This is a genomic window from Hallella sp. (assembly GCF_037460745.1).
GTDB classification, from domain to species: domain Bacteria; phylum Bacteroidota; class Bacteroidia; order Bacteroidales; family Bacteroidaceae; genus Prevotella; species Prevotella faecis.
This window is the reverse complement of sequence record NZ_JAXVAE010000062.1, coordinates 11,952-30,862: the sequence shown is the minus strand read 5'-3', so window position 1 is coordinate 30,862 and position 18,911 is coordinate 11,952. Positions and strand designations below refer to the sequence as shown.

11 protein-coding genes are annotated in these 18,911 nt (G+C 55.7%); 9 read left to right on the top strand and 2 right to left on the bottom strand.

The features are described 5' to 3' along the window. From WKK33_RS02475 to WKK33_RS02445, 7 genes are all read left to right on the top strand, one after another. Positions 1-2,351, top strand: a 2,351-nt coding sequence (locus WKK33_RS02475) for a LamG-like jellyroll fold domain-containing protein (protein ID WP_337932326.1), incomplete at its 5' end; no start/stop codon positions are given. A gap of 51 nt (positions 2,352-2,402) precedes the next feature. After that, positions 2,403-2,825, top strand: a complete 423-nt coding sequence (locus WKK33_RS02470; RefSeq protein WP_337932325.1) for an NPCBM/NEW2 domain-containing protein — start codon at positions 2,403-2,405, stop codon at positions 2,823-2,825. A 36-nt stretch (positions 2,826-2,861) separates the two neighbouring features. Continuing rightward, positions 2,862-4,037, top strand: a complete 1,176-nt coding sequence (locus WKK33_RS02465) for an aminotransferase class V-fold PLP-dependent enzyme (protein ID WP_337932324.1) — start codon at positions 2,862-2,864, stop codon at positions 4,035-4,037. A gap of 21 nt (positions 4,038-4,058) precedes the next feature. Then, positions 4,059-5,225: a PatB family C-S lyase gene (locus WKK33_RS02460; RefSeq protein ID WP_337932323.1), complete on the top strand. Its 1,167-nt coding sequence runs from the start codon at positions 4,059-4,061 to the stop codon at positions 5,223-5,225. A gap of 166 nt (positions 5,226-5,391) precedes the next feature. Continuing rightward, the gene (locus tag WKK33_RS02455) at positions 5,392-6,603 is read left to right on the top strand and encodes a carboxypeptidase-like regulatory domain-containing protein (RefSeq protein ID WP_337932322.1); all 1,212 of its coding nucleotides are present in this window, start codon (positions 5,392-5,394) and stop codon (positions 6,601-6,603) included. Between the two features lie 238 nt (positions 6,604-6,841). Continuing rightward, positions 6,842-9,418: a hypothetical protein gene (locus WKK33_RS02450; protein ID WP_337932321.1), complete on the top strand. Its 2,577-nt coding sequence runs from the start codon at positions 6,842-6,844 to the stop codon at positions 9,416-9,418. A 35-nt stretch (positions 9,419-9,453) separates the two neighbouring features. Then, a complete protein-coding gene (locus tag WKK33_RS02445) occupies positions 9,454-12,273 on the top strand; it encodes a hypothetical protein (RefSeq protein WP_337932320.1) in 2,820 nt (939 codons plus the stop codon). A gap of 12 nt (positions 12,274-12,285) precedes the next feature. On the opposite strand, the gene fucP is transcribed toward WKK33_RS02445, so the two are convergent. After that, positions 12,286-13,617, bottom strand: coding sequence for an L-fucose:H+ symporter permease (gene fucP / locus WKK33_RS02440; protein WP_337932319.1), 1,332 nt, complete (start codon positions 13,615-13,617; stop codon positions 12,286-12,288). 111 nt (positions 13,618-13,728) lie between these two features. Between fucP and WKK33_RS02435 the strand changes: the two genes are divergently transcribed. Together WKK33_RS02435 and WKK33_RS02430 are read left to right on the top strand one after the other, a co-directional pair. Further along, positions 13,729-16,416, top strand: a complete 2,688-nt coding sequence (locus tag WKK33_RS02435; RefSeq protein WP_337932318.1) for a bifunctional fucokinase/fucose-1-phosphate guanylyltransferase — start codon at positions 13,729-13,731, stop codon at positions 16,414-16,416. 8 nt (positions 16,417-16,424) lie between these two features. Continuing rightward, positions 16,425-17,306, top strand: a complete 882-nt coding sequence (locus WKK33_RS02430) for a GSCFA domain-containing protein (protein WP_309438067.1) — start codon at positions 16,425-16,427, stop codon at positions 17,304-17,306. Here WKK33_RS02430 and WKK33_RS02425 read toward each other — a convergent pair. Further along, the gene (locus WKK33_RS02425; protein ID WP_337932317.1) at positions 17,266-18,075 is read right to left on the bottom strand and encodes an RNA methyltransferase; all 810 of its coding nucleotides are present in this window, start codon (positions 18,073-18,075) and stop codon (positions 17,266-17,268) included. The genes WKK33_RS02430 and WKK33_RS02425 overlap by 41 nt on opposite strands. Between the last annotated feature and the right edge of the window lie 836 nt (positions 18,076-18,911).

Sequence of the window (18,911 nt, the reverse complement as noted above, 5' to 3'; positions counted from 1 at the left end):
ACCTCATGGGCGCCGATGTCGACATGGTGCTCAACGCCGACCAGGGAAACGGCTCCACCGAATTTATCATTCCCTATTACACCCAGAACAATGTGGCCAACACCAACCATTGGGCAAGGCTCATCGACGCCTCGGTGGCATGGATGCAAAAGAATTACCCGCGCCATAAGATCGTGGCTGTTTCGCCTTTCAACGAGCCCGACTACACGCCGTGGAACGAGGGAACGAAGGCCAACTTCAAGGAGATAGCGCGCCAACTCAAGGAGGATTATCCACGTTTCAAGGATATTGCCATCACGGCGGGCAACACGCTCAACAACGACTATGCCGCCGAGTGGTACAATGCCGTGAAACCCTATGCCACATGGGGAAACACCCATCAGCTGGCGGGCGAGTTCAACACGTTCGCCAACTTCTGGAAGCAAGTGGTCGACGAGGGCAACGTGGCCTACGCCGACGAGCTCCACAACGTTGGCGAGGCAATGGTTGCCGCCAACTATGGCATATCGATAGGTATCTGGTGGGGCTTCGACAGCCGCGCACGCGGCGAGTTCTGCCAAATAAGCAACCATGGGTCGCGCTTGGCCTACGGAGAGGATCGCAGCCATTGGACCGCTGCGTCGGTCTATCGCGACGACGCCACCAAGGAGTTGAAGGCTTTTGTGGGAGGCAGCGAGCGACAAGCCGCCAACTCCTCCTATCTCTTCGTGTCGCCCGACGAGGATGTCTATTTCGACGGTCAGGGCCCCACACGCGCCTTCCGCATGGAGTATCCAGGCGGAACAGGCTACCAAAAGGGACAAACCAACGCGGAGCGGGTCTACAACATCTACCGCGGCGAAGACGTGCCACCAATGGAGATCACGACAGGGCGTTACAAGCTCATCAACTACGCCGCGCGCACGTTGGTGGTGGGCAACGCCTCTTCGGGCAACGACCTGAACATGAAACTCTTTTCACAACTGTCTACCATCCCGCTGCTGGCGCAATGGGATGTGGCTCCTGCCGACGCGCGCATCGGTGGCGATTACAGTTTCCACACGTTCACCAACGCACAAAACCAAATGCACATGAACGTGGTGAACAATTCCACATCGGCATTCGCACACGTCATTTCCTACAATGCCAACAACGCCAGCAACGAGCAATGGTCGCTCCACTATGCGGGCAAGGGCTACTATTACATCCGCAATCGTGAGTCAGGGCTTTATCTGTCCATGCCCAACGAGTCGTCGACCTATGCGGTGCAGAAGCAGTTGGCCTCATCGGCCATCGACCGACGACTGCAGATGTGGCGCTTCATTCCTGAGGATGGAGCGGTGGAGAGCAGCGCGCCAAACGCGCCCACAAACCTCATCGCCAACGCCCAATCGGCCAGCGTGGCCCTTAGCTGGACCGCTCCTGCCGACGACGACGTGCATAGCTACAACGTGGTTCGTGGGGAGGCCGACGGCAGCCAATGGAGCACCATCGCCCGGGGCATCACCGCCACCTCCTTCACCGACAACACTTGCCGCCAAGGACACACCTATATATATAAGGTGAAAGCCATCGACCGATCGGCCAACGTGTCGGCCATGAGCGAGCCCGCCACGGCTTCGCCCACTACCCAGAAGACCTTAGTGGCCAGTTGGCAGATGGAAGGCGACCTTCACGACGCAACGGTCAACATGATGGACGCCACCTGTTCCACCGCTCCTCGCTTCATGAGCGAACATCAGGTGGGCGACTCGGCGCTGCGCCTATCCAACAATTACCTCCGCCTGCCTTACGAAGTGGGCGACATGGACGAGTTCACCATTGCCATGTGGGTGAAATGGACCAACGCCAGCAACAACTGGACACGCCTCTTCGACTTTGGCAACGGAACCTCCAACTACATGTTCCTCACACCGAGCAACGGATCCAACATGCGCTTCGCCATCAAGAACGGAGGCGAGGAGCAAACGGTCGACGCCAACGGCAAGTTGCAAGGCAACAAGTGGCACCACGTGGCCGTCACCATGGGCGAGGGCAACGTAACCCTGTGGGTCGATGGCGAGGCCGTCGGTTCGTCATCGTCGGTCACCATCAAGCCCAGCGACATCCGCCCGGTGCTCAACTATATCGGACGCAGCCAGTTTGACGCCGATCCGTTGTTCAGCGGCCTCATCGACGACATTCGCCTTTACAACTATCCGCTCACAGCCCAAGAGCTGCAAAGCGTCATCGGGAACCCCACAGGGGTCGACCGCATAGAGGGAGATGACAACGCCAACGCCGCTCCCACTTACAACCTCAGCGGCCAACGCGTAGGAAACAGCCACCACGGCGTAACGGTGAGCAAGGGAAAGAAATGGATGAGAAAATAACGACAAACTTTCTACAAACAAGACTCTCTGCTAAATGAAAAAAAATCATTATTGCTCTTAGGATGCTGCTTAGCACTATGCCAAGCCGTGGCCCAGGACGCCGACACGGCCACCTTCCGCAAGTGGGCGCTAACTCCACCTATGGGCTGGAACTCATGGGATTGCTACTACTCGTCGGTCGTGGTGGCCTACACCACCGACGGACATGCCGTCGACGTGGACATCAACTGGCCGGAGGGAAGCAAGACATTGGTGCTCGTCGTGGACGATGGAGGCGACAACTTCAACTACGATCACGGCGATTGGATCAATCCCACGCTGGTGTTACGCGATGGCAGAGAGGTGCCGCTGACGGGCATAATGGCAACAAATCCAACACGCCTAACAGAGCGGTGTCTTATTGTCCCAAATCGGACTGTTGTGCATTTTTTGCGAAATCTTTCTATCAGTCTTTCACGAAAAAGCGCAAATTAATGTAATTTTGCAACACACAAACTCAATTAAACAGTAATGGATAATAAGACAAAGGCCATCGATACGCCATTTGAAAAGCACGACGCCTACGGATCATTGAGCATGCCCATCTACCACACAGCGGCATACGAGTTTAACACAGCGGCCGACATGGCCGACGCCTTCACGGGCAGAGTCATCGCACCCGATTATTCGAGAGTGATGAACCCCACGGTGATGTACCTCGAGGACAAGGTGAAAGCGCTCACCAACGCCAGCAACGTGGTGGCGTTCTCATCAGGCATGGCCGCCATCAGCAACACAATGCTGGCCCTCTCCGCCACCGGAAAGAACATCGTTACCTCACGCCACATGTTTGGCAACACCTTCTCGCTCATCACCCAGTCGCTCAAGCGCTTCGGCGTGGAGGCGCGACCTTGCGACCTGCTCAACCTCGATGAGGTGAAAAGCAAGATGGACGATAACACCTGTTGCATATTCCTCGAAATCATCACCAACCCACAGATGGAGGTGGCCAACCTGGCAGAACTGGCAGCCATTGCCCACGAACACCACGTGCCACTGGTGGCCGACACCACCGTCATCCCCTTCACGCAGTTCTCGGCGAAGAACCTGGGGGTCGACATCGAGGTGGTGTCGAGCACCAAGTATCTCTCGGGCGGCGCCACATCGCTGGGCGGACTGGCCATCGACTATGGCACCACACAGGGATTTGGCCACAGGATGAAGAACGAGATGCTATTCAATTTCGGTGCCTACATGACACCCCACGTGGCCTACATGCAATCGCTCGGCCTTGAGACGCTCGACGCCCGCTACCGCGTGCAGAGCCAAAACACCCTTTACTTGGCCGAGAAGTTGCGCACACTGCCCGAGGTGAAGCGCGTCAACTACGTGGGATTGCCCGACAATCCTTACCACACCATCGCCAAGAAGCAATATGGTCCCACGGCCGGCGCCATGATGACCATCGACCTGGAGAGCAAGGAGGCGTGCTTCAGCATGATCGACAACCTGAAACTGGTGAGACGGGCCACCAACCTCTTCGACAACAAGACGCTGGCCATACACCCCGCAAGCACCATCTTCGGCACATTCACCTGTGAGGAGCGGGCTGCCATGGATGTGCTCGACACCACGGTGCGAATCTCCGTCGGATTGGAAGACATGGATGATGTGTTCAGCGACATCAAGCAGGCCTTGAAAGCATAACAAACCTAACACGGATACCACATGTACGACTTTAACAAAATCATCGACCGCACAGGCAGCGGCGACCTCAAGCACGAGGTGCTCCTGGAGCGCTACGGACGGGCCGACCTACTACCGCTATGGGTGGCCGACATGGATTTCGAAACACCGACGTTTATCACCGAAGCGCTTCGCCATCGCCTCGACCACTCGCTCTTCGGCTACACCGTCGAGCCTAAGAACTATTGGCCCACCGTGCAGCAATGGCTCCACGACCACCACCGATGGAACGTCGAGCTTGAGTGGCTCAGCTTCATCCCCGGCATCGTGAAAGGCATTGGCATGGTGGTCAACATCTTCACGCAGCCCGGCGACAAGGTCATCATTCAGCCACCCGTGTACCACCCCTTCCGCCTCACGCCACAAGGCAACGGCCGCGAGGTGGTGTGCAACCCGCTCAAGGAGAACGCCGACGGATCCTACTCCATGGATTTCGACAACCTCGCACAAGTGGCCGACGACAAGTGCAAGGTGCTCATCCTCTCCAACCCCCACAACCCAGCCGGCATCGTGTGGGACAAGGCCACATTGGCGCGCCTGGCCGACTTCTGCTACGACCATCACATCCTCGTCGTCTCCGATGAGATCCATTGCGATATGGCGCTCTGGGGTAACAAGCACCTGCCGTTTGCCATGGCCTCCGAGAAGGCCGCACAATGCAGCATCACCTTCGGAGCACCTTCCAAGACATTCAACATTGCGGGCATTGTAAGCTCCTACGCCATCGTGCCCAACGACACCCTGCGACAGAAATTCTACTCATGGCTCACCGCCAACGAGTTCAACGAGCCCACACTCTTCGCGCCCATCGCCACCATAGCCGCCTTTCAGCAGGGCGAAGCGTGGCGAAAGGCCATGCTCCATTACGTGGAGCAGAACATCCTGTTTGTGGAGGACTACTGCCGACAGCACATGCCGCAGATAAAACCCTTGCGGCCACAAGCCTCATTCCTCGTGTGGCTCAACTGCCGACAACTGGGACTCACCCACGATCAGCTCGTCGACCTCTTTGTAAACCACGCCCACCTCGCCCTCAACGATGGCGAAATGTTCGGACAAGGCGGCGAGGGATTCATGCGCATGAACGTGGCCACGCCACGCGCCATCTTGCAGCAAGCTCTCCACCAACTGTGGAAAGCCTTGCAATAGGCACAGGCAAGAACGACGACGTAACCGCCACGTGCACACGCCTCAAAACAGCGTTCATTACTCATTGCATATCAACAAGCATCTTGCCGCGCAAAATAACAATTATTATTTTGCACGGCAAGATTCCCATCAAAGTGGGACTGACCTATATAAAACGGGAACTTCCATGAAAAGAAGTTTCATCATAATCCTTTTCTTGCTGTTGAACTTGGCTAATGTCTGTGCCCAAAGCACCTTCACAGCTCGCGTGGTGGACGCTACCACAGGCGACCCGCTGCCCATGGCAAGCGTATACGTCAGTTCCTCCCACTCCACCATCACCAACCAGGAGGGCGACTTCTCCATCCAGGCGCAACCCGAAGACGCGCTCCGCATCACCTACGTCGGCTACAACGCCAAGAACGTCAAGGCCAGCGAATTGGGGCGCAAGGTGGCGCTGAAGCCCTATGCCAGAATGCTCCAAGAGGTGACCGTCACCCCTATCGATGTCGTGGGCTTGCTCAAGAAACTGGTGAAGAAACTCAAAATGGAGTATGCACAGTTTCGCTTCGAGCAATCCAATTACTTCTACCGCCAGGTTTCATCTAACGACACCACCTACAACGAACTCATCGAGGCTTTCTTCCGTAGCCAGTCAGACATCGCCCTGCGCAACTTCATGCTCACCACGGGACGCTATGGCAACATCGAAAGTGGCGACACGCTGAAGCCCTTTTATAAGTTTCGCAACTATTACACCACTTCTTGCATCGCCCCGATGCTTCCCGATCCCGGTATATGGAGAGACCTTTACACACCGCTGCCCTATAAGTGGACCAAGCACTACTATGACGACCTATACAACCTGTCATACGCCATCTTGCAAGGCGATGATGACTCAAAAATCATCGTGGTGCAGTTTGGCGAGACGGCGCAGGGCACCACTCACGCCATGACGGGAAGACTGATGTTTGACATGGACAAGTTACGCCTGCTATCCTTTCGCGGGAAGGTGCACAACGAACTCGTAAGAATCCGCTATCGCACGTCGGGCCCCACATCCATGTTTCGCTATTGTCCGCGCGACATCGAAATCCAGATGACCTACAAGCACGACCGCGGATTCGACGAGGTGGCGTCCATTGGCACGCGCATGGTAGTCAACCGAGGCAAGAACGACTACGGTGGTGTCTACTGGAGCACCCTGTTCAACATTGGCAATTATGATATCGGTGAAGGAACGTCCACACGCAAGGAGGACATCTACAACGCCCTGAGCCAACGGGGCAACGACGAAGCCTTCCGTGAGCATTACAAGATCGTGAAAACCACTTCCACCGAAGAGGCCATCATCAGAAAGTTTGAACGCGAGGGCTGCTTCGGAACATTCACAAAGTGACGTAAGTTTTGCAACATGCGGCCTCGTCATTTGTGTGGGGCAAAGGCCCCAAAGTGCTTAGTACATGGTAGGCTGCGTTGAGAAACATAGATAGGTAAGCGAAACCAAGGAATAAAAACAAAATAAATCGCGAGAACGCTTGCGTTTTCCATGTTTTTTTTTAGCTTTGCTATTGTAAGTAAAAGTCATCTTGAAGGCTGGGACCCATCTGACAAATACCCTCTAAAACGAAACAACCATGAAACAACACAAGACCTACAGGCTCAGAAGCCTGACCACCATACTTTTTTTCATGGTATCGCTCTTCCCCATCCACGCCGCGGAGAACGACAGCATCAGTTACTTCACGAAGATTGTGGGAAAGTTCAACCATGTGTTTCCGCAAGAAAAGCTATACCTTCATCTCGACAACACAGGCTATTTTATCGGCGAGACCTTGTGGTTCAAGGTTTACCAAGTTTGCAGCAGCAACGACTCGCTGGGCGGGCGCAGCAACATTGCCTACGTGGAGCTCTACAACACGACAGGCGAAATGGAAAAACAAGTGAAGGTGAAGCTGAATCATGGTGTGGGCATGGGGCAAATCAAACTCGATGACATCCTCCGCGGTGGTTTCTTTGAGATCCGCGCCTACACACGCTACATGCTCAACTGGGGCAAGGACGCCATATTCTCCCGAACCATACCCGTCTTTGAAAAACCCGCGAAAGAAGGAGATTACAGCAATCCCAGGCTCTGGACACCCAGGGCGACCGACGTGCCCAGCAATCGCGACAAGTCAGAAGGCCTGAAGCACAACATCAACGCCAAGTTTTATCCCGAGGGCGGCCATTTGATCAAAGGTTTCAAAACCCGGGTGGCCTTCGAGTTGCTGGACCAGCAAGGGCAACGGCTGAAAGCTGCCTGCACGCTGAAACAGGGCACGCAGACGCTGATGCGCACACAGACCAACAACGATGGGCGCGGCATGGTGTTTGTGACGCCAAACGACTCGCCCTGCACGCTGTACGTTGTATGCGACAACGGGCGCAGCGCCAACATCCCTCTCCCTGCCGCCGAGACATCAGGCGTGGCACTCAGCGTCGACATGATGCAAAAGAGCCAAATACCCATCCAACTATCAGCCACAGCAGACTGGCAAGGGCAGACTGTTGGCGTGACGCTGATGAACAACGGAAAGGTTTACTTTTGCGAGGAACACACGTTGGGCGACAAGCCCCTCACCCTCTCGGTGCCACGTAGGCAGATGAAAGAAGGTGTGTCGCAACTAACCGTCATCGGCGAGCACGGGCAGATACTCGCCTCGCGCATGCTCTTCGGCTATCCCCATACCAAGGTGGCCCCCATCCACATCGCCATGGACAGCGTGACAGGGCGCACCATCAAGATGTCGGCCACCACATTGCCCAACACCACCTTCTCGCTCGCCGTGAGAGACGCAGGCAGCCAGATAAGCGAATGGAACCAAAACGCCGCCTCATGGCTGTTGCTAAGCAGCGACCTGAAAGGCTACATCAACCATGCAGCCTACTATCTCGAGAGCGACGACAATGAGCATCGTCAAGCAGCCGACTTGCTGATGCTGGTGCAGGGATGGCGCCGCTACGACTTCCAAATGATGGAGGGCAAGAAAAACTTCGCCTTCGACTATCCCATTGAGAGACAGATGATTCTCAACGGACAGATTTACCGCACCAAGAAGAAACAGCCCGTGGAAGGCATCGACCTCACACTGGTGCTCAACAATGCTGATGGCGATGCTCTCAAGGGATACACCAAGACCGATAGCCGAGGACGTTACCGCTTCACCGTGCCCGACTGTTGGGGCAATGGCTGGACCATGTACGTGAAGACCAGCAAGGAAGACAAGCTGCAAGGCTACTACGTTGGCGTAAGCCGCAACTTCTCGCCCAAACCACGCGCCCTCGACCCTCAAGAGAGGCAACCCATACAACTCCCCGTGCCGCCCATCAACCTACAAGACGCCATCGACCGTGGCGACCTCACGCTGAGCACCGACAGCATACATGTGCTGCGCCAACTGTTGGTAACGGCCAAGCGCTGGCAGAAAAAGAGCTATTGGGAGAGTTATCAGGGCAAGATGAATACGGCCGACCTGATATTCCGTCCAGGCGATGAGGTCGACCAACTGCTCGACAAAGGCATGTCCATGCCCACGCTGGTAGAATACCTGAAGGGCAAACTGCCTCAGCTCAAAGGAAGCGACAACGTGTCGGGCTACATGCCTTACATCAAAGACCAATACAACTATTACGACACAGGCCTGACCTATGGGCGTCGCCCCATCATGTGGTTTGTAAACAATCGCTTTGCTTGCGCCACGGGCGTATCAAGAAGAATAAGGAAGCCCGACAACCCCAACAACATAGAAAGCGAGAGAGATGGCGCCGTGGTTCCCTACGCTTTTCCTTTCTATATGGATGAGGTGAGCAAGGTGCTCGTAACAACAGCCAACGCCGACATCAACGATTGGCGCGCCCAGCAGGTTGGCCCCAACGCCATAAAGATCTTTGTGTACCAAAACCCTCAAGGCCGCTATTATCGCAAAAAGCCCAATGGACTGCGCACCACATGGTTCCACGGCCTTACCTACCCCGAGACCTACGAAGACAGAGAGCTAATGGGCATCATACCCAACGAAGATTTCCGCCGAACGCTCCTCTGGGAGCCCAACTTGACAACAGACGCCAACGGCAAGGTGTCGTTCGAGGTCTTGGCCAACAGCACTTGCCACGACTTGTACTATTCGGCAGAAGGAATCACCGAGAATGGACATGTGGTGGTTTCACAATAACCGCCAACAAGATACAAACGCATATCAGCTCCATTATGAACAAATGTATCTTCAGATTACTCATGGGCTTGTTGTGTATGCCCCTATGCATGCAAGCGCAAGACAACAGCCTCAAAGGACGCTTGGAGAAGGCACCCATACAGGAGAAGGTGTATCTGCACCTCGACAACACAAGCTATTTCATGGGCGACACGCTCTGGTATAAGGCATACGTGGTGAAAGCCAACGACCTCACACCCACCGATATGAGCCGCATCGTCTACGTGGAACTGGTGTCGCCCGACGGCTTTGTGGTGGAGCGCCAGCAGCTCATCGTGTCGGCCGATGGCTATGAGGCGGGCAACTTTGCGCTCACCGACTCACTCTACTCGGGCTACTACGAGTTCCGAGCCTATACACGTTGGATGCTCAACTTCAACGTAACGGAAAAGTCGTACAACCGCATTTACCGCGAAGAATTCTACAACCGGAAGATGGCCGCCGACTTCTTTCGCGAATACGGAAGTCTGTATTCGCGCGTCGTGCCCATCTACGAAAGACCTCTTCAGGCAGGCGATTACTCCTTGAAGAGCATTGTTCCCCGGCCTCGCCAGCGAGCTCGAAAGGTGCCGAAACCACAGTTGAACGTGGCATTCTTCCCCGAAGGCGGCAACCGCATTGCGGGCACCTCGCAGCGCATAGCCTTCGAAGCAACCAACGAACTGGGCGAGGGAGTGAACCTCATGGGCAGCCTGGGACAGCAATCCATCGTGGCCAACCACTTGGGACGCGGCGTATTCTCGCTCAACAGCAACCAAGACGCATCGGAGAAAGTGGTGTTCAACTATAAGGGAAAGTCGTATTCGTTCGACTTGCCAGTGGCCCAACCGCAAGGAATAGCCATCCATCTCAACCAAGACCAGCTGCAACTGCAAGCCGTGGGACTCAATGCGCCGGCACTAACCATAGCCATTCTATGCCGTGGCGAACTGAGATACTACCACGACATCAACCTCGACGCAACAGGCGCAGCGTCGCTTCGCCTCAACACCAGCAAGTTGCCAACGGGCGTCAACGATCTTGTGGTGATGACCCAAGAGGGCCAAGTGTTGGCCGACAGATTGTTCTTCGTTGATCATCATGACCTCAACAAACAACAGATAACGGTCGAAGGTCTTAAAAAAGAATACGGTCCTTACGAGAAAATCAGCTTGAAGCTACAGGCTCCCGCCAACATCAAGACCATGAGCCTGGCCGTCAGAGACAACAGCTACGACACCCCCACCTACGACACGGGCAACATTCTGACCGACCTGCTTCTGTCGAGCGACCTGAAAGGCTTCGTAGCCAACCCCGACTACTATTTCGAAGCAGACGACAGCACCCATCGGGCACGCCTTGACTTGCTGCTCATGGTGCAGGGATGGAGGCGTTATGACGTCAAGGATATCCTTGCCGACAAGCCCCTGCGCTATCAACCCGAGACGGCCATGACCGTGGAAGGTCACGTCTACTCCACCCCATCGAGCCATCCCATCGAGCCCGAAGAAATGCCCTGGTGGCGCATGGGCATATTCGGCTGGACGCTCGACGCCATTAACGCCAGCGGCGAAGCGGGCGAATTTGGCAAATACTCGGAAAGGTTTAGCAATGGCGAAGGCATGACTTATCTCGCCGAACAGGAGAAGTATGGCGAACCAACGGATAACAATAAGACCCAAAGAGCCGAAGTGGTATCGAACACCGCAACCGACGAACGTGGCGACCAAGAGCCCGAAGCCACCAACCAAACCGATGCGGAGCACGGGGTGGACCATGGCTCGCTGAAGAAAGAAGTGGTCGTAAAAGGCGAGGTGGTGATGGGAACCGACGTTTGGCAGGTGGAGCAACGCACCGACAAGGGAGGCCATTACGCCTTTAGCCTGGAGCCGTTCTATGGCGACGCCATCCTGATGATGGGCGCATACGGCGACAACATCTCCAAGAAGAAAAAGAAGAAACTGGACGATTACGACGTGTTCAACGAAGACGCATGGCCCGAATACTACGTCAAGCGCGACCTCTTCTATCCCGTTTTTGCATCGAAATACTCATTTTACCAAACCCATCAACCCGCAAGCCAATGGGAAGAGACCTATGAAGATACCGACTCTGTGGAATATGCGGGAACCGAACTGAACGAGTTGAACGTGAAGGCACGCCGCAGGAAGAGCAAACACGCCATTATTTGGAGCAAGCCCGCCTGCCAATACGACGCCGTGGAACTGTATAACCTGCTGACCGATTATGGCCTGTCGTATGGAAAGGTAAACTTCCGACGCCTGCCCTTGCAGATGAGCATCATGCTGATGGGCAATTACAACGCGAAGCAAATGTTCTTAGTCGATGCGCGTCTCGACCGTTATCTCTTCTATCGCACTTACGTTCCCAACAAGGAACAATCGGATGCCTCACCCGTTACACGCAGCAACTGGGCCGTGTTTAAGGACCTCAAGTTGAAGCGCCTGCAAACAGCGAAGTTCTACACCGACTTCAGTCTACGCGAGGACGACCATCCGGAGATGAACAGCAAGAGTGCCGACGTGGTGGTCGATTACGACATGATGCCCCAGGATGCCACACGTTACACCATGCGCGACAGGCGTATCGTGCTCCATGGGTTCACCATGCCCGACGAGTTTTACCATCCCGACTATAGCCAAACGCCATTGCCGAGCACGAAAGACTATCGCCGCACACTCTATTGGAACCCCAACCTGAAACTCGACGGAACTGAAACGCATGTGGATTTCTACAACGGTAGCCGTAGCGCCACGCTCTCCATCAGCGGCGCCGCCATAGGCGCCAATGGTCCTTCCACGCTCTCTCCTCGGTAACCACGGCGCAGGCTACGCTTTGGGGTGGCGGTGGCGGCGCATCAGTCCGTAACGCGCCACCACGGCGAAGCACACAAGGGGAACGGCAAACGAGTAATGGACGCTTGTCAGTCCCATGATAACGGTGTGGCTATCCATCATGGCGGCTTGCAGCAGGGGCACGACGCTGCCTCCCAGAATGCTCATCACCAAGCCTGCCCCGGCAAACTCCAGATGGTGGCGAACGCCCGTAAGGGCCATGCCATAGATGGTGGGGAACATCAGGCTCATGCATCCCGACACGGCCACGAGGCACCACAGGCCCACCCTGCCCTCGATGAGGATTACGCCCACCAGGCAACCGATGGCGGCCAGGGCCAGCACGGCCAGCAGGCGCCCCGCCTCGACGCGCGTCAGGAGCCAGGTGCAGACGAAGCGCCCCACGGCAAACAGGGCCAAGGCGGCTAAGTAATAGTGGGTGGTGAGCTGCTGGGCCTCGGCCTCGCCAAGCCCCTCAAGGTCGTAGAACACGTGGTGGCCATAATGCATGAGGTAGGTCCAACACACGGTTTGCGCTCCCACATAGAAGAACTGTGCCACAACACCCTCACGATAGTTCTTCGTGCGGAGCAGTTGAACAAACACCGACACCACGCCCTTACGATCGCAGGTGCCGTCGGTGCTGGGCATGCGGGTGAGCACTACGGCGGCCAACACCGCTAAGATGACCAGGCCTGTATAGAGATAAGGCTGCACCAGGATGTCGAGGTCGTGGGCCTTGATGGCGTCGAACCGCAAGGGATCGGCCATAAGAAGCTGGCGCCGCGTGGCGCCATCGGTGGGGTCCAAGCTGCCCGAAACGTAGGTAAGGGCCACCATGGCGCCCATGAGCGCGCCAACGGGATTGAACGCTTGCGCGAAATTGAGGCGGCGCGTGCCCGTCGACTCGGACCCCATGGCATAAACATAGGGGTTGCAACTGGTTTCGAGGAACGACAAGCCGCACGTCATGACGAAATAGGCGGGGAGAAAGGCCATGAACGTTCCCGTGGACCGGGCGGGCACAAAGGCCAACACGCCCAACGCATAGAGCGCAAGCCCCATCACCACGCCCGCCTTGAACGAGAAACACCGAATGAACAGGGCGGCGGGAAGGGCCATGCAGAAATAGCCCAGGTAGAAGGCCACCTGCACAAAACTGCTCTCAAACGTGCTCATCTGGAAGATTAGGCCAAACGACTTCACCATCGGGCTGGTAACATCGTTGGCAAAGCCCCACATGGCAAAGCAGAGGGTTATCATGGCGAAAGGCACGAGAATGCCTACGCCTTCTTTTTTGAACAATCCGTCTTGGTTGCTACTCATGGATAAAATTTATTTAGCGCAAAAGTAACACAAAATGCCATGATAACCAAATAAATATGTACTTTTGCAAATGGAACAACGTAACCCCATCCCTAAAAAAACACACTGAACATGCAGAAACTCTTGTCGCTCCCTCCCAACCTGGTGGGATGCTTCCACGATATTACGGGCTACCCAAAAGACGAATGGTTTTGCACCCACGACCCCATCGGCCACAAATTGGGCTCGGGTGGTGGATCGGTACACTTGCTCATGGAGTATTGGAAGGCTCACGGCAAAAAAGCCGACGAGCGTCTGTTGCTGCTCCATGCGGGCGGCCAGAGCCGACGGTTACCGGCCTACGCTCCCTCGGGCAAGATTCTGACGCCCATCCCCGTGTTTCGCTGGGAGCGCGGGCAACGGCTCTCACAGAACCTCCTGCAACTGCAACTGCCGCTCTACGAGCGCATCATGGACAGTGCGCCCAAGAGCCTTCGCACGATGATTGTGAGCGGTGACGTGTATATTCGCGCCACCCAACCCCTGCAACCCATCCCCGAGGCCGACGTGGTGTGCTATGGCTTGTGGCTTGGACCGGAGATTGCCAAGGATCATGGCGTGTTTGTGAGCACCCGCAAAGACCCCACGGCGCTCGAGTGTATGTTGCAAAAGCCATCGGTCGACACGCTCAACCGATTGCAGAAAGACCATTTCTACCTCACCGACATCGGCGTATGGCTCTTGTCGGACAAGGCCATTGAGGTGCTCACCCACCACTCCACCCACAACGGCAAGGTAACGGAATATGACCTCTACGGCACCTTCGGATGCGGCCTGGGCACCCACCCCAGCCAGCACGACGATGAGGTGGCGCAGCTGAAGGTGGCCATCCTGCCCCTGCCCGGTGGCGAATTCTACCACTTCGGCACCTCCCACGAGTTGCTCTCGTCGACCGTGGCCATTCAGAACCTGGTGAACGACCAGCGCCACATACTCCACCACTCCATGAAGCCCTGCCCCAGCATCTTCGTGCAAAACACCATTACGCTGAGGCCCTTCACTGACAGCAACAAGAACGTGTGGGTGGAGAACAGCCATGTGGGTGCCCGATGGGAGCTGAGCCACAACAACATTGTGACGGGTGCGCCCGAAAACGATTGGGCGGTAAGCCTGAAACCCAATGAGTGTATCGACTTTGTGCCCATCGGCGAGGAGGCTTGGTGTGTGCGCCGCTACGGCTTCTACGATAAGTTTGCCGGCAATGAACAAACCACCCCACGCTTCCCCCTGCTGCCCAACGCAGCGGCGCTCAACGCCTATATGAACGGCGACAACACGGTGGTTGGCGGGTGGCTATCGGCCGAACAAATATCCACGCAAGCCAACCTGCACCGACTCTGCCTGCAACGGCAGCAATTCCGCGCCAAGAACTGGCTGACACTTGCCAAAAACCACGAACACAGCGTGTTCTACCAACTCGACCTCGACGACGCGGCACGCGAGTTTCGCCAATACCACATACCCGCTCCCACGCCCATCGGCAACAATGAGCCATTGATGCGACGCATCAGCGATGCCATGTTCCAATCGGCGATCGCCACCAACGACGCCCTGAAGGCCACGATGGAGCGCAAGGCGTTTGCGCTGCTTCGCGAGGGCCTGACCGACACATTGGCCAACAGCCGGGTGGCGCCACACAAGGTGGCCTACGACGACCAGATAGTTTGGGGGCGCTCGCCTGTGCGCATCGACATTGCCGGCGGATGGACCGACACGCCGCCCTACTGCCTCATGGAGGGAGGAAACGTGATCAACCTGGCCATTGAGCTCAATGGCCAACAACCCATACAGACCTACGTGAAGCCTTGCAAGGAGCCTCGCATCGTGCTGCGCAGCATCGACCTGGGTGCGTCGGAGGTGGTGACAACCTACGAACAGTTGGGGGCCTTCAACCAAGTGGGAAGCCCCTTCTCCATCCCCAAGGCGGCATTGGCGCTCTGCGGCTTCCTGCCCGAGTTTTGCGCAGAGCCCTATCAGTCCTTAGCCGACCAGTTGCACGCCTTTGGGTGTGGCATCGAGGTGACGTTGCTCTCGGCCATCCCTGCCGGTTCGGGACTGGGCACCAGCAGCGTGCTGGCCGCCACCGTTCTGGGAGCGCTCAACGAGTTTTGCGGACTGGGATGGGACAAGGCGGAGATTGGGCACCGCACGCTGACACTCGAACAACTGCTCACCACTGGCGGAGGATGGCAAGACCAGTTTGGCGGATTGCTGCACGGCGTGAAACTGCTGCAAACGCAGGCGGGATTCCATCAGGACCCCGTCGTCAGGTGGTTGCCTACGGGCATCTTCACCCAACCCGAATACCAGGCTTGCCACCTATTATACTACACGGGCATCAGACGAACAGCCAAGACCATCTTGGCGGAGATCGTGAGACGCATGTTCCTCAACCAGCACGAAGAGTTGTCGATCCTACGCGACATGAAGGCGCATGCCATGACCATGTACGAGGCCATTCAGCGCGAGGACTTTGAGACCATGGGACGATTGGTGCGCAAGACGTGGCAACAAAACCAAGCGCTCGACAGTGGCACCAACCCCGACGAGTGCCAACGCATCACCGAGCTCGTCGACGACCTGTGTCTGGGCTATAAGTTGCCGGGGGCAGGCGGAGGCGGTTACCTCTACATGGTGGCCAAGGATCCTGAGGCGGCGGCGCGCATCAAGACCCTCCTCAACAACCATCCCAGCAACGCCAACGCTCGCTTTGTGGACATGACGCTGAGCCACAAGGGCATGCAGGTTTCAAGAAGCTAAAGAGAACCATGGATTTCAGAACACCCATCGACATTCCCCAATCGCCGTGGACCATCGCGCCATGCGAACGCATGTTGTTTGTGGGCTCATGCTTCGCCGACAATATGGGGCAACGCTTCAGCCGTGAACGCTTCCGAACGGTGGTGAATCCCTACGGGGTGATGTATAACCCGGTAAGCATTCGCCACACCGTGGAACGCCTGTTGCACGAGGGGCGGATGCCTTTTACAGAGGGAGAGACGGGCACCTGCGTCTTCACCCTGGGCACCAACCATGTGTATGTGCTTAAAGCCACGGGCGAGATTGTGGACAATTGCCAAAAGCGGCCGCAACGCCTGTTCGACGAGCAGGTGCTCACGGTGGAACAATGTGCCACCCACCTCACACAAACCATGAAGCTCATCCATAGCCGCTACCCACGAGTGCGCTTCATTTTCACGGTGTCGCCCATCCGCTATCGCAAATATGGCTACCACGGCTCGCAACTCTCGAAGGCCACCTTGCTGCTCGCCATCGAAAAAATGCAGCAAGAACAATCGGCGTTGGCGCCTGCTTATTTCCCGTCGTACGAGATCGTGCTCGACGAGCTACGCGACTATCGTTTCTATGGCGAGGACATGCTCCACCCCACTCCACAGGCCATCGACTACATCTTCGAACGGTTTGGAGAGGCTTATTTCTCCCCCCAAACCCAAACATTCCTGCGCGAATGGCGCCCCATCCGTGAGGCCCTGGCGCATCGGCCCTTCCATCCTGAATCGGAGGAACATGCCCGCTTCATCAGCAAAACATTGGAAAAGGCGCGGGCCTTGCAAGTGCGCTTCCCCGAGATGGGAAGTGTGGAGAGGCTTATTCCTCCCGTTGGCGCACAGCCTCAAAAAGGAGAATAGCTGCGCTGACCGACACATTGAGCGAGTCGAGCTGCCCTTTCATAGGGATGCGTATGTGGGCGTCGGCGGCCTGGCGCCAAGGCTCGGTCAGACCGGTGGCCTCAGTGCCCATGACCAAAGCGGTGCCTCGGCGCATGTCGGTATCATAATAGAGATGCGAGTCTTGCAGCTGGGCTGTGAGGATACGTATGCCACGCTCCTTCAAGAAGGCGATGCAATCGACCGATGAGCACGCCACGGTGGGCACGGTGAAGATGGCGCCAATGCTCGAACGAATGAGGTTGGGGTTATAAAGGTCGGTAAGCGGATCGCAAACAATCACGGCATCGGCAGCCGCCGCATCGGCCGAGCGAAGCACAGCACCCAGATTGCCGGGTTTCTCCACACGCTCGAGCACAATCAGCAAGGGGTTGTCGGGCAACTGCAGGTCGGCCAACGCCATTGTTTTCACCTTCATCTGGGCCACCACGCCCTCGGTAGAACCACGATAGGCGATGCGCTCATATACCTCGGCAGACACCTCCAACGAAGGGTTGGCGGCGATCACACGCCTCAATTCACCATCCTCGCCCGCCACGAAAAGCAACTGTGGACAATAAAACAAGGTGTCGATCTCGTAGCCTGAGTGGAGACAATGCAACAGCTCGCGCCGCCCTTCCACCACAAACAGACCAGCCTTGCGTCGCTCGGCCGACTTCTGTTGCAACAAGATAAGTTTCTTCACACGTGTGTTTTGTGTGCTTGTAATGATTGTATCTGAACTTTTCATGCGGTTTGTGATCTCATTATTATAAAAAGGTTACTCTTTGTGGATAAAAAGGCTACCACTGAGTAATGACAAATATCGTCCACTTTCTGCAAAAGTAACAAGATTATTTTAATTGCGCAACTATTTGTTTCGCTAAACAACCATCTTGCCATTCAAATTGTAGCAGCACTTTACATAGGTGGGGCACAACTGACAAGACCTACGAAATAGGACCTGCTTGTTACATAGATCAACAAGGCTAATTGCCGCTTCTTTTTTTCAAAGCGATTCGCATGTGAAACTCGTGTGAACACAACTGTCATTTGCATGTTGTTCAAAGGAAATGGGAGGCGAATCGAAACGCAAATCACCACGATGGTTGGATGGGCCTCATGGTGTGGGAGCCAAATGCGAATTATGGCAACAATCTATAGTGAAATCTACATCATTGGTAGCAACGACGGAAGGATTGGACGGAAATATGCGATTCTCATCGCAATTACACAATCGATTGATTTACAACAGGTTATCAAACAAAGGAAAGAATCGTAACTTTTTGCTTAACCTTTTGTGTTGCAAAACATGCCTAACCGAGAGTCGATACATGGTCTTTCGAGCCTCAAAACATGGCCTTTCGAAATGGGGTTAGGTAGGTATCGCAAAACGAAAGATGCCTAACGGTGGGCGCGCGGCGTAAAATGGGGATGACAAGCGCGAAAAAAGACCATTTCTGTGGCTGGTTCAACGAAAAACGCCACACAACTTTTGCACCAAAACATCAGACAGAATGCATCGCTCTATGGACGGGATGGCGGGACGAACGTTCTCTTTCAACACAGGTTATTCATTGATTTTAC